Annotated in this window: 14 protein-coding genes; 7 read left to right on the forward strand and 7 right to left on the reverse strand. The window is 64.1% G+C overall.

The window, feature by feature from the left end; genetic code table 11:
- The 5 genes from CV770_RS16560 to CV770_RS16580 all read left to right on the forward strand — a co-directional run.
- Positions 1-744 (forward strand): TonB-dependent receptor (locus CV770_RS16560; RefSeq protein ID WP_146101296.1); only part of this gene is annotated, 744 nt, incomplete at its 5' end.
- 2 nt (positions 745-746) lie between these two features.
- Positions 747-1,436, forward strand: a complete 690-nt coding sequence (locus CV770_RS16565; RefSeq protein ID WP_104463063.1) for a Fe2+-dependent dioxygenase — start codon at positions 747-749, stop codon at positions 1,434-1,436.
- On the forward strand, positions 1,433-2,410 hold the full coding sequence (gene exbB / locus CV770_RS16570; RefSeq protein ID WP_104463064.1) for a tonB-system energizer ExbB: 978 nt from the start codon (positions 1,433-1,435) through the stop codon (positions 2,408-2,410). Before CV770_RS16565 ends, exbB begins: the two co-directional genes overlap by 4 nt.
- A 3-nt stretch (positions 2,411-2,413) precedes the next feature.
- On the forward strand, positions 2,414-2,869 hold the full coding sequence (exbD, locus tag CV770_RS16575) for a TonB system transport protein ExbD (RefSeq protein WP_104463065.1): 456 nt from the start codon (positions 2,414-2,416) through the stop codon (positions 2,867-2,869).
- A 9-nt stretch (positions 2,870-2,878) separates the two neighbouring features.
- A complete protein-coding gene (locus CV770_RS16580; protein ID WP_104463066.1) occupies positions 2,879-3,691 on the forward strand; it encodes an energy transducer TonB family protein in 813 nt (270 codons plus the stop codon).
- Here the strand turns inward: CV770_RS16580 and CV770_RS16585 are convergent.
- The 7 genes from CV770_RS16585 to gntR all read right to left on the reverse strand — a co-directional run bounded on the left by CV770_RS16585 (position 3,679) and on the right by gntR (position 10,194).
- Positions 3,679-4,101: a hypothetical protein gene (locus CV770_RS16585; RefSeq protein ID WP_091955167.1), complete on the reverse strand. Its 423-nt coding sequence runs from the start codon at positions 4,099-4,101 to the stop codon at positions 3,679-3,681. The two genes, CV770_RS16580 and CV770_RS16585, sit on opposite strands and share 13 nt — an antisense overlap.
- Positions 4,102-4,163: 62 nt before the next feature.
- Positions 4,164-4,844 (reverse strand): site-2 protease family protein, encoded by a 681-nt coding sequence (locus CV770_RS16590; protein ID WP_104463067.1) that lies wholly within the window; start codon positions 4,842-4,844, stop codon positions 4,164-4,166.
- Positions 4,845-4,993: 149 nt separating this feature from the next.
- Positions 4,994-5,386: a GFA family protein gene (locus tag CV770_RS16595; RefSeq protein ID WP_104463068.1), complete on the reverse strand. Its 393-nt coding sequence runs from the start codon at positions 5,384-5,386 to the stop codon at positions 4,994-4,996.
- Positions 5,387-5,393: 7 nt separating this feature from the next.
- Complete coding sequence (locus tag CV770_RS16600) at positions 5,394-6,140, reverse strand: SDR family NAD(P)-dependent oxidoreductase (protein ID WP_104463069.1); 747 nt, start codon at positions 6,138-6,140, stop codon at positions 5,394-5,396.
- Between the two features lie 123 nt (positions 6,141-6,263).
- The gene (locus CV770_RS16605; RefSeq protein WP_104463070.1) at positions 6,264-6,995 is read right to left on the reverse strand and encodes an SDR family oxidoreductase; all 732 of its coding nucleotides are present in this window, start codon (positions 6,993-6,995) and stop codon (positions 6,264-6,266) included.
- Positions 6,996-7,127: 132 nt separating this feature from the next.
- Positions 7,128-8,957, reverse strand: a complete 1,830-nt coding sequence (locus tag CV770_RS16610) for an IlvD/Edd family dehydratase (protein WP_091954318.1) — start codon at positions 8,955-8,957, stop codon at positions 7,128-7,130.
- A gap of 136 nt (positions 8,958-9,093) precedes the next feature.
- On the reverse strand, positions 9,094-10,194 hold the full coding sequence (gene gntR / locus CV770_RS16615) for an HTH-type transcriptional regulator GntR (protein ID WP_104463071.1): 1,101 nt from the start codon (positions 10,192-10,194) through the stop codon (positions 9,094-9,096).
- Positions 10,195-10,396: 202 nt separating this feature from the next.
- Here gntR and CV770_RS16620 point away from each other — a divergent pair, with 202 nt between their 5' ends.
- On the forward strand, positions 10,397-11,464 hold the full coding sequence (locus CV770_RS16620) for an ABC transporter ATP-binding protein (protein WP_091954325.1): 1,068 nt from the start codon (positions 10,397-10,399) through the stop codon (positions 11,462-11,464).
- Positions 11,465-11,510: 46 nt separating this feature from the next.
- Positions 11,511-12,830, forward strand: coding sequence for an ABC transporter substrate-binding protein (locus CV770_RS16625; protein ID WP_091954328.1), 1,320 nt, complete (start codon positions 11,511-11,513; stop codon positions 12,828-12,830).
- Positions 12,831-12,837 lie beyond the last annotated feature (7 nt).

The following is a 12,837-nucleotide window of genomic DNA, read 5'->3' on the forward strand; positions in this document are numbered from 1 at the left end:
CTCGTCAATTACAACGTTGGCGCGGTCTACAAGCCGATGTCGATCGGCAGCGTCTATGCAGCCTACGCGACCTCTGCCAATCCGTTCGGCTCGGAGCTTGATGCGACCGCCACCGACTACGGCGGCGTTCCCGCCAACTCGACCATCCTGCTCGGACCCGAGCGCAATAAGGCGATCGAGGTCGGTACCAAATGGGAGCTTGCTGATCGCCATCTGCTGGTGACCGGCGCGCTGTTCCAAACCACCAAGGACAACGCGCGCGAGACGGTCAGCGGCCTGCTTACCTCGGGCGCTGCCTACAGGATCCAAGGCATCGACATCGAAGCCGAGGGTAAGATCACCGATCGCTGGAGCATCTTCGGCGGCCTGGTGCTGATGCAGTCCAAGGTCACACAGAGCGGCGTTGCCTCGAACATTGGCCTGCAGCTTGCCAACATCGCGCACCAGTCGTTCAGCATGCTGACCAAATACAAGTTCGACGATGGCTGGGAGCTTGGCGGACAGGCGGTGTATCGCTCGAAGGTCTATGGCGGCACGTTCGCGGCCAACACCAACGAGTTGCCGAGCTATTGGCGCTTCGATGCGTTCGTCGAGAAGAAGATCGACAAGAACTGGACGATGAAGTTCTACGCCCAGAACCTGACCAACAAGCTGTATTACGACTCGTTCTATCGCAGCGCCGTGCCGTTCGTCGCAGTCGCGCCGGGCAGGGCGTTCTACCTCGTGACGACGGCGAAGTTCTGATCATGTTGACGTGTTTGCCTGGCGTTCTCAGCAAAGATGATGTGGCGGATTTTCGCCGTATCATGGACGCCGGCGCATGGGAGGACGGCCGGTCGACTGCCGGTGCGCAGTCGGCGATGGTCAAGCGCAACGAGCAATTGCCGCCGGACAGCGAGGTCGCGCGCAAGCTCGGCAATCGTATCATCTCGGCGCTGACGTCGAACCCGCGCTTCATCGCGGCGGCAATTCCGCTCCAGATCTTCCCGCCGCTGTTCAACCGCTATGCGGCGGATAGCGGCCACCATTTCGGCCTGCATGTCGACAATGCGATCCGCGGCGACCGTCTGACCGGCCTTCGCATCCGCACGGACCTTTCGGTGACGCTGTTCCTCGCCGAGCCGGAAGAGTACGACGGTGGCGAACTTGTGATCGAGGACACTTACGGCTCGCACGAAGTCAAGTTGCCAGCCGGCGACTGCGTGCTCTATCCCTCGACCAGCCTCCACCTCGTCACGCCGGTGACGAGGGGAACACGGGTTGCGTCTTTCTTCTGGCTTCAGAGCATGATACGGGACGATCAAGCCCGGAGCATGATCTTCGACCTCGACACCGCGATTCAGGCGCTGGTGGACCGGCTCGGGCGTGACGATCCCGAAACGGTCAAATTGACGGGTATCTATCACAACCTCATTCGCTACTGGGCCGAAGTATGAAGACCATGACCTTCCAAGCAAGCCTTGCCGCAGCTTTGATGCTGACGGCCGCCTGGCTCGCATCCCCCGTTTCTGCCCAGACGCAAACCCCCTCGGCACCGGCGCAGTCGACGGCTCAGCCGGCCCCGGTCGCTCCGGCTCCGGCGGCGCCAGCGGTCACCGCGCCTGCGGTCCCAGCGCCTTCGGCTTCGACGGCGGTCACCCCGGTCGCTCCGACGGCGCCCTCAGCGGCCGCCGTTTCGACCACCGCCAAGCCTGATGCGTCGGCTGGCATCGCGCCGGCGATGAAGGAATTGTCGCCCTGGGTGATGTTCATGTCGGCGGACGTCATCGTGAAGGCGGTGATGATCGGGCTCGCCTTCGCGTCGCTGATGACCTGGACCGTCTTCATCGCCAAGTCGATCGAGCTGTCGGTCGCATCCTCCAAGCTTCGTTCGGCGCTGAAGAAGGTTGCGGAGACGCGCTCCCTCGCCGAAGCGCAGATGGCGCTCGGAGCCAAGGAGGGCATCCTGCCGTCGTTCCTGACTGCGGCCCTGCGCGAGGCGCGGATGTCGGCCGGCCTGTCCAGCGACGCGGGCATCAAGGAGCGCGCCGCCTCCAGCTTTTCCGAGATTGTGCGCGCCGAGGCGCGGCGCATCCGCATCGGCATGGGCGTGCTCGCGACCATCGGCTCGACCTCGCCCTTCGTCGGCCTGTTCGGCACGGTCTGGGGCATCATGAACAGCTTCATCGGCATCTCGAAGTCTCAGACCACGAACCTCGCCGTTGTCGCGCCCGGCATCGCCGAAGCGCTGCTCGCCACCGCGATCGGCCTCGTCGCCGCGATCCCGGCCGTCATCATCTACAACCACTTCTCGCGCGTGACGAAGAGCTATCTCGAGCTCGTCAGCCGTGCCTCGGGTGCCGCGGGGCGGCTGCTCTCGCGTGATCTCGACCGCAGCCACGGCAGCGTGCATTCGCGCGCAGCGGAGTGAGCCATGGGCGTTTCGCTCGCAGACAATGATGACGACGACGATTTCTCGGAAACGCATGACATCAACGTCACGCCGTTCATCGACGTCATCCTCGTGCTGCTCATCATCTTCATGGTCGCAGCTCCGCTCTCCACGGTCGACCTGCCGATCGATCTGCCGACGTCGAGCGCGACGCCGCAGAAGAAGCCGGATAAGCCGACCTATCTCAGCATCAAGCCCGATCTGACGCTTGCCCTCGGGGAGAACCCGGTTCACCGGGCCGAGCTGATCGGGACGCTCGACGGACTGTCCGACATGAGCAAGGACAAGTTCGTCTTCCTGCGCGCCGATCGTTCGGTGCCGTACGGGGAGTTGATGGGCGTCATGGAGCTCCTGCGCTCAGGCGGCTATACGCGGGTGAAGCTGGTGGCGCTGGAAGGCGCGCCGGGAGCGCCTGCGGCAGGCGCCGCTCAGCCTTAGAGGCCCGCTATGTCGGACGAACACAGACCATCCCGGAAGCTCTGGATCCTGGCGGCGGTGGCCGCGCTCGTGCTCCATTTGGGTGGTGCTGCGCTCGCGCTGGCTCATTTGCGCGCTGACGACGACGGCGACGGCCTGGGTGCGAACGGTGCGGAATTCGCCGTGGAGATGGCATCGCCCAAGGCGCCCGAAACCGATCTGCCGCCCGGGCCCGACAGCGAAGCGATGCAGGAGCAGCAGGCGCTTCCCGAGCAGAAGGCCGAGACCAAGGAGACGGAGCTTCCAAAGGACCAGTCGCAGCAGGTCGAGGATCCCGACCGCGTCGTGACCGAGAACAACGCGAAGAAGCCGACCGAAGACGATCCGAAAATTCAAGCGATCGAAACGCCGGCCGCCGAAGCCTCGCCGAAATCGGTTGCGACGGCACGGCAGACGCTCGAGGAGGACGCGCGCGAGGCCGAGAAGGCGCTGGCGCCCGTCATCGGCATCGGCAAGGACATCCTGAAGCTGACCGCCGACTGGAACCGCAAGATCAGTGCGCATTTGTCGCTGCACAAGATCAATCCGGAAGGCAAGCAGCCCAATAACCAGAAGGTCAAGGTGAGCTTCGCGATCAACCGGAAGGGCAACGTGCTGTCGGTGGATGTGGTGGAGTCATCAGGGGATTCAGCCTACGACGCGGCCGCGGTCTCGATCGTCCGCAAGTCGGATCCGATCCCGCAGCCGCCTGCCGGGCTGACCGAGGACCGGTTCGAGCGGACCGTCGATATCATCTTCACGCCGGCCGACGCGAAAAAGAAGAAGACCGCTCAGCGCCAATAGAGCCGGATGCCGACATAGACGACGACTAGGCAGGCGAAGATCAGCGCCACCGGGAGCGGCCGTTTCTGGGTTCCAGCGGCCGCGCCAGCCCCGAAAAAGCTGGTCGTCTTTGGCTTCGGCGCCGGACGGCGGAAAGCGGTAACATTGTCCGCCGCTGCTTCAGGCGGGCGAGGGCGGACGTCGGGTGCCGCCCCCGCACCGCCCATCTCGGCATAATAGGCCTTGTAGATTGCGCCGATGGTCGCCTCCGTGGCCTCGCCCTCGCTCATCTGCGCCAGCAGGTTCTGGTAGCTCGCCAGAAACTCCTGGGCTTCCGGCGGCAGCGCGGACGCCCCGTTGAGCTTGGCCATCATCTTCCAGGTGGCAAAATCGGCGCGGGCGCGGGTGTCCGCGCGTCGCGCGATCAGCATATCGGCAGCTTTGACCAAGTCGGCCTCTGGCCCTTCGGCTTAAAGTTCGGGTGGCTGTTCAACTACGCATTGCCGGTCAGGAAGAGAACAGCCTGAATCACATAACCGGTCAACGTTCGCAGTATTACTGAAATAACATCAAGATTTAGACCGAACTGGGAACCTGCAAGGGGCAGCAAGATCAACAGGCCGATCAGGATCAGCATCCCGAACGGCTCGAGCCGGGCCAGCGGCATGGCGAGGGCGCGGGGCAACAGCCCGACCGCGACGCGCCCGCCATCGAGCGGCGGGATCGGCATCATGTTGAAGACCGCGAGGATGGCGTTGATGATGAGCGCATTCTTGAGGTTGTCGGCGACCCATTTCGCCGAGCTTGCGGGGACAAGGGGCAGGGCGTGGAAGGCGAGGGCCACTGCAAGCGCCAGCAGGATGTTGGTGACCGGCCCGGCCAATGCCACCCAGACCATGTCCAGTTTGGGGTTTTTCAGCTTGCGGAAGTTGACCGGCACCGGCTTGGCGTAGCCGAACAGGAACGGCGAGTGCGCGAACAGCAGCATCGCCGGTAGGATCACGGTGCCGAACGGGTCAATGTGGCGGAGCGGGTTGAAGCTGACGCGGCCGAGCTGCGAGGCCGTGTCGTCCCCGAGCCGGTCCGCTACGAAAGCGTGCGCAGCCTCGTGGAAGGTGATGGCGAGCACGAGGGGAAGCACCCATACCGACAGATCATAAAAGGAAATGTTCACGGCTCGTCCGTCCCGGTTTGCCTGCGGCCTTGCAGCCGTCCCGGCCAACCGGCGGTACAGCAACGCTTCGGCTCAACATAGGGGGAGCGGTCCCGAAATGCCACGCTGCAAAGGGTCCGCCGGCAGCACGCCGTCGTGCCATCGTGCAATTACGCCGGAATCGTCCCCGGATGTTGTGGCAGGCCGTCGTCGAGCTTCAGCCAGGCGGGCTTTTCCGAGACCCAGAAGTGCTCGGTCGGCGCAAAGGCATTGCGGTCGTCGAAAACGGAGAGGGACACGCCCGCCAGCGTACCATTACGCCGCCACGCGAACAGGCGGGTGCCGCAGCGCTTGCAGAACACGCGGTCGATGTTCTCCGACGACGCATAGCGCTCCGTCTCGCCTTCGACGCTCAGCGCGCGCTGGTCGAACTGCGCGCGGGCGAAGAAGGACGAGCCCATCGCCTTCTGACACAGGCGGCAATGGCAGACGCGAACGTTGAGCGGCTCGCCCTCCGCCTTGAACCGCACCGCGCCGCACAGGCATCCACCTTCCCGGGTCATGATGTCCTCAATAGGTTGCGCGTCCGCCCGAGATGTCGAACACCGCGCCGGTGGAGAAGGCACAATCTTCGGACGCGAGCCAGGCTACCATCGCGGCGAGCTCTTCGACCAGCACGAAGCGCCCCTTCGGGATCTTCGACAGCATGAAGTCGATGTGCTGCTGCGTCATCTGGTCGAAGATCGCGGTCTTGGCCGCGGCCGGCGTCACAGCATTGACGAGGATGTCATGCGCGGCGAGCTCCTTGCCGAGCGATTTCGTCAGCGCGATCAGGCCGGCCTTGGACGCCGAATAGTGCGAGGCGTTCGGGTTGCCTTCCTTGCCGGCGATCGAGGCGATGTTCACGATGCGCCCGTATTTCTGCTTGAGCATCGCGGGCACGATGGCCTTGCAGACGATGAAGGGACCGTCGAGGTTGATGCGCAGCACCTTGCGCCATTCCTCGAGGTCCGTTTCCCAGACCGGCTTGTTGACGCCGGCGATGCCGGCATTGTTGACGAGGATGTCGATCTTGCCGAACGCGGCGAGCGTCGCATCGCGCGCCTGCTCGACGGCTGCGGTGTCGGTGACATCGACCTTGAAGACCTTGGTCTCGCCGCCGATCTCCTTCGCCGTCTTCTCGGCCAGCGCGGCGTCAAAATCCCAGATCCCGACCTTGGCGCCAGAGGCGGTGAGGCGCTCGGTGATGGCGCGGCCAAAGCCCTGTGCGCCGCCGGTGACGATGGCGACGCGGCCGTTGAGGTCGATCTTGTTCATGAGAAATCCCCTTATCTATCCCTCATGGTGAGGAGCGCGCAGTTGGCGCGCGTCTCGAACCATGGAGCCCGTGGCCCATCCCTCGAGACGGCGCTGTCGCGCCGCCTCGGGATGAGGAGTTGATCAGAGCATGTAGCCGCCGTCGACGACGAGGTCGACGCCGGTGGTGAAGGCGCTCTCGTCACTGCCGAGATAGACCGCCATCGATGCGATCTCGTCGGCGGTGCCGAGCCGGCCCATCTTCTGGCGGGAGATGAACATCTCCTTGCCTTGCGGTCCCTGTGCGGCGGCGCGGTCGAGCATCGAGGGCGTCTCGACGGTGCCGGGGCAGATCGAGTTGCAGCGGATGCCCTTGGTGATGAAGTCGAGCGCGACCGCGCGCGACAGCAGCGACACCGCCGCCTTCGACGAGCTGTAGACGTAGCGGTTCGCCGGCGGCCGCAGCGCCGCGCAGGACGAGATATTGACGATGCTGCCGCCGCCGCCCGCGATCATCTCGGGCAGGAAAGCCCTGATGGTCCGGTGCATCGACTTGACGTTGAGGTCGAACGAGAAATCAAAATCCTCTTCCGAGCACTCCAGGATGGTGCCGTGGTGCACGAAGCCGGCCGCGTTGAGCAGGATGTCGACCTTGCCGATACGCTTGGCAAAGGCATTGACGTCGGCGGTGTTGCGCACGTCGAGCTTTGCGACCTCGGCAATGCCTTCCTTGGTCAGATCAGCGATACCGGCCTCGTTGATGTCGGTGGCGATGACGGTTGCGCCTTCACGCGCAAATGCAAGGGCGCATGCGCGCCCGATGCCGGCGGCTGCAGCCGTGACGACGGCGCGTTTGCCCTTGAGGCGGTCTGCCATGTTGTTTTCTCCTTGAATTGGTGCCGTCATTCCGGGGCGCGGCGCAGCCGCGAGCCCGGAATCCATAACCACGATCGGGAGTATGGATTCCGGGCCTGCGCCTTGCGGCGCATCCCGGAATGACAATCTTGGTTAGTGATTATCCCGCGCCACGCCAAACGTGCCGGCGACGTTCTGGTAGCGCGTGGCGAGCTCCATGCAGGCGCCGGTCGATTGCTGGCCGACGGTGTTGCGATAGATCTCCTGCCACGGCGTCTGGTTCTGCGGATGCTTGAAGCCGCCACTGGCCTTGAGCTCGGCGTGACGCTTCTTCAGCTCCTCGTCCGAGATCAGGATGTTGGCGCTGCCCTTGTTGAGGTCGACGCGGACCTTGTCGCCGGTCTTGAGGACCGCAAGTCCGCCATTGGCGGCAGCTTCCGGCGAAGCGTTCAGGATCGAGGGCGAGCCCGAGGTGCCGGACTGGCGGCCGTCGCCGATGCAGGGCAGGGACAGGATGCCGCGTTTGATCAGCGCTGCCGGCGGCTGCATGTTCACGACCTCGGCGCCGCCAGGGTAGCCGATCGGCCCGGTGCCGCGGATGAACAGCACGCAGCGCTCGTCGATGTCGAGCGAGGCATCGTCGATTCGCTCGTGATAGTCCTCCGGCCCCTCGAACACGATGGCGCGGCCCTCGAATGCGTTGGGGTCTTTCGGATTGCTGAGATAGCGGTCGCGGAATTCCTTGGAGATCACTGAGGTCTTCATGATCGCGGAATCGAACAGATTGCCCTTCAGCACCAGGAAGCCGGCGTCCTTCACCAGCGGCTTGTCGTAAGCCCAGATCACGTCGTTGTCGGGGACAGGCGCGTCCTTGCAGTTCTCGCCGATGCCGCGGCCGTTGACGGTGACGGCGTCCTCATGGATGCGCTTGTGCTTCATCAACTCGCGCACCACCGCAGGCACGCCGCCGGCGCGGTGGAATTCCTCGCCGAGATAGAAGCCGGCCGGCTGCATGTTGACCAGCAGCGGCACATCATGGCCGACCTTCTGCCAGTCCTCGATGGTGAGCTCGACGCCGATGTGGCGGGCCAGCGCGTTGATGTGGATCGGCGCGTTGGTGGAGCCGCCGATCGCCGAATTGATCACGATGCAGTTCTCGAACGCCTTGCGGGTCAGGATGTCCGAGGGCTTGAGGTCTTCCCAGACCATCTCGACGGCGCGCTTGCCGGTCTCGTAGGCGATCTGGCCGCGCTCGCGATAGGGTGCGGGGATCGCCGCGCAGCCCGGCAGCGAGAAGCCGAGCGCCTCGGCAAGACCGTTCATGGTCGAGGCGGTGCCCATGGTGTTGCAATGGCCGACCGACGGCGCCGACGAGGCCACGATCTCCATGAACTCTTCATAGTCGATCTCGCCCGCGGCGAGCCGCTCGCGCGACTTCCAGACGATGGTGCCGGACCCGGTGCGCTCGCCGGCGTGCCAGCCGTTCAGCATCGGGCCGCCCGACAGCACGATCGCGGGCAGGTTGACGGTCGCCGCCGCCATCATGCAGGCCGGCGTGGTCTTGTCGCAGCCGGTGGTGAGCACGACGCCGTCGAGCGGATAGCCGTAGAGGATCTCGACCAGGCCGAGATAAGCGAGGTTGCGGTCGAGCGCGGCGGTCGGGCGCTTGCCGGTCTCCTGGATTGGATGGGTCGGGAATTCCATCGCAATGCCGCCGGCCTCGCGGATGCCCTCGCGGACGCGATGGGCAAGCTCGATATGGTGGCGGTTGCAGGGAGAGAGGTCGTTGCCGGTCTGGGCAATGCCGATGATCGGTTTGCCGGACTGCAGCTCGGCACGGGTGAGGCCGTAATTGAGGTAGCGCTCCATGTAGAGCGCCGTCATGCCCGGATTATGCGGGTTGTTGAACCATTCCTGCGAGCGAAGGTGGCGGCGGGAGCCGTTGCCGGCGGGCGCATGCCCATTGGTTGGCTTTTTTGTCATTGGTTTCTCCTGCAATGCAAACGCACTGGCGTCCGTCCATTTACATCAGTCTTGGGGTGTCGGCTTGTGCGATGCCCAATGACGCCAATGACGGATCGCTGGCCCGCTGGCGGGTCGTTTCCTCACAAATGCGATACTAGTCATGGCTACTTGGTAACGCTACCATTTTGTTCGCCGCGCCTGCGCTTGAAACGGTCGGCCTGCTGTCCGAATGGCGCGGCGATGAGCTTTGCCGCTCGATCACCCTGAAGCCGAGATCGAGCACCGGCTGCTCCGGACGTCGTCCGTCGATCGCCTCGATCAGCATGGTGGCGGCCGTTTTGCCCATCTCGTAGCGGTTGGTGCGCACGCTGGTGAGGGTGGGGACGGCGGACGCCATGAATTCGAGGTCGTTGAAGCCGACAATCGCGATCTGCTCGGGGACAGCGATCTCCCGGCGCCGGCATTCGAACAGCACGCCGAGCGCAAGGTCGTCATTGGCGCAGAACACCGCATCGAGATTGGGCTCGCGCGCCAGGAGGTCGGTGAACAGCGCGCCGCCCAGCGTCACCGAGGTCGGTGTCGCCGTGGTGACGACGAGGCGCTGCTCGAACAGTGCGGCATCCTTCATCGCCGAGACATATCCGTCCAGCCGTCGCTGCACCCGCGGATCCATCCGCGCACCGACGAAGCCGATCTTGCGGCGGCCCTGCTCGAACAGGTGCGAAACCGCTGCGCGGGCTGCATCATAGTGCGAAAAGCCGATCATCATGTCGACCGGGTCGGGGCCGATCTCCATGATCTGCACGATCGGGCAATCGGCGGCCTCCAGCATGGCGCGCGATTCCGTGGTCTGGTCGATGCCGGTGACGATCAGCCCGGCCGGCTTCTGCGCGAGAAATAGTCGCAGCAGCTTTTCTTCCTGGAGGATGCTGTAGCGCGTGTTGGACAACTGGATCGAGTAACGGCTGCCTTCGGACGCGTCGTAGATGCCGCGCAGCACGTCCGAGAACACGTTGTTGGTGAGGGAGGGGATCAAGACACCGATGACCTCGGTGCGTTGCGAGGCCAGCGCGCGGGCCGCAAGGTTCGGCACATAGCCGAGCTCCTTGGCGGCGCTCTCGACCCGCGTCCGCTTGCCGATCGACAGGGCCTCCGGATTACGGAAGAAGCGGGACGCCGTAATCGGGCTGACGCCGGCAAGCTCGGCGACTTCCGCCAGCCGGATCTTGCCTGACTTGGTGCGTTTTCGACCCATTTGCTGCTCTTAACACAGTCAGTCCCGCAAACAAAGGAACGTTGACAGCGCTACCAGCAACGACTAACCAAAGACAAATTGCCAAAACCGCACAAACTGCCGACAATGTTGCCCGCTAAGATCGGGCCGAGTTCGGTGAAGTCTGAAAAAACAAGACGGTCGCGGCGCTAGAGGCGCCGTGGACTTTCGAGGAGGGAGCTAGATGTCGTCTGTGCAAATCCGCGACGTGCGGAAATCGTTCGGCAATTTTGAAGTCCTGCACGGCGTGACTGTACCGATCGAGGACGGCCAGTTCGTCGTTCTGGTCGGCCCCTCCGGCTGCGGCAAGTCGACGCTTCTGCGCATGCTCGCCGGTCTCGAGAACATCACCTCCGGCACGATCTCGATCGGCGACCGCGTCGTCAACAATGTCCAGCCCAAGGAGCGGGACATTGCGATGGTCTTCCAGAACTACGCGCTCTATCCGCACATGACGGTCGCCGACAACATGGGCTTCTCGCTGAAGCTGCGGAATGCGGGTGCCGACGAGATCAACAAGCGCGTCAAGCGCGCCGCCGAGATCCTCGCGCTGTCGCCGCTGCTCGATCGCTATCCGCGCCAGCTCTCCGGCGGCCAGCGCCAGCGCGTCGCGATGGGCCGCGCCATCGTGCGCGACCCGCAAGTCTTCCTGTTCGACGAGCCCTTGTCCAACCTCGACGCCAAGCTGCGCGTCGCCATGCGCACCGAGATCAAGGAGCTGCACCAGCGGCTGAAGACGACGACCGTCTACGTCACCCACGATCAGATCGAAGCCATGACCATGGCCGACAAGATCGTCGTCATGCATGACGGCATCGTCGAGCAGATGGGCACGCCGCTCGAGCTCTATGACAAGCCCGACAACCAGTTCGTCGCCGGCTTCATCGGCTCGCCCGCGATGAACTTCCTGAAGGGGCATGTGCGCGTCAACGGCGTTGCGACCTTCGAGGGACCGAACGGCGTCAAGCTGCCGCTCAAGACCGCGCCCGCGGCGTCCGACGGCCGTCCCGCGGTCTACGGCGTGCGGCCCGAGCATTTCACCATTGCCGACGACGGCGCCGAAGCCGAGATCATCGTGGTCGAGCCAACCGGCTCGGAGACGCAGGTGTTCGCCAAGATCGGCGGCGAGCAGGTCGTCGCGGTCTTCCGCGAACGCCACCAGTTCAACCCGGGCGACAAGGTCCGGCTGAAGCCCGACCCGTCACTGGTGCATCTGTTCGACGAGGCTACGGGAAAGCGCCTGAACGCGTAGCGTGAGTTTAAGTTAAGACAATAAAAAGCATCACAGGGAGGACGACATGCAAGACTTTACCCGCCGGACTCTGCTTCAAGGCGGAACGGCACTGGCTGCGACCGGCATGCTCACCGGGCCGGCACTGTTCGATTTCGCCAAGGCCTGGGCGCAGAGCGCGCCCTGGAAGGCGGAGCCCGGTGCCAAGCTGACCGTGATGCGGTGGAAGCGCTTCGTGCCGGCTGAGGACGATGCGTTCAACGCAATGGTCGCGGCGTTCAAGGCTGCCACCGGCACCGAGATGAACGTGTTCAGCGAATCCTTCGAGGACGTGCAGCCGAAGGCCTCTGTTGCGGCCAATACCGGCTCCGGACTCGATCTTGCCTGGGGCCTGCACACGTTGCCGCAGCTGTTCCCCACCAAAGTGCTGAAGATGAACGACGTCGCCGATTATCTCGGCAAGAAATACGGCGGCTGGACCGATGCGGCCGCCAAGACCTGCAAGCAAGGCAACGATTGGCTCGGCATTCCCGTCGCGACCAACGGCGGTTACATGACGTACCGCAAGTCGGCGCTCGACAAGGCGGGGTTCAAGGAGTTCCCGAAGGACTTCCCGAGCTTCCTCGAGATGTGCAAGGCGCTGAAGGCGAACAACACGCCGGCCGGCTTCGCTCTCGGGCACGCCTCGGGCGACGGCAATTCGTGGCTGCACTGGGTGCTGTGGGGCCACGGCGCCTACACGGTCGACCAGAACGACAAGATCATCATCAATTCGCCGGAGACGGCGAAGGCGCTGGAATATTGCAAGGCGCTGTACGACAGCTTCATCCCGGGCACCGCGTCCTGGAACGATTCCTCCAACAACAAGGCGTTCCTCGCCGGCGAGCTCTATTGCACGGCGAACGGCATCTCGATCTACGTCGCCGCCAAGACCGATGCGAGCAAGAAGGAGCTCGCCGCGGACACCTATCACGCGCTCTGGCCGGTCGGACCGGTCGGCAAGCCGACCGAGCTGCAGCTTGCGCTGCCGATCCTCGCCTTCAACTTCACCAAATACCCGAACGCGTCAAAGGCTTTCGTCGCCTTCATGCTGGAGAAGGAGAATTACGAGAAGTGGCTGGACGGCGCGCAGGGCTATCTGACGCAGACCTTGAACGGCTATGAATCGGCGCCGATCTGGACGGCGGATCCCAAGAATGCCGTGTTCTCGCAGGCGTCCAAGCGCACTCTCCCGGCGGCCGGTATCGGCACCGTCGGCGAAAAGGCGGCGACGGCAATCGCCGACTTCATCGTCGTCGACATGTTCGCCAACTACTGCACCGGCACCAAGGATGCGAAGGGCGCGATGGCGGAAGCCGAGCGCCAGCTGAAGCGCATCTATCGCTGAGGGTCAC

Origin of the sequence: Bradyrhizobium sp. AC87j1, from assembly GCF_002936975.1 — a bacterium.
Taxonomy (GTDB): Bacteria; Pseudomonadota; Alphaproteobacteria; order Rhizobiales; family Xanthobacteraceae; genus Bradyrhizobium; species Bradyrhizobium shewense.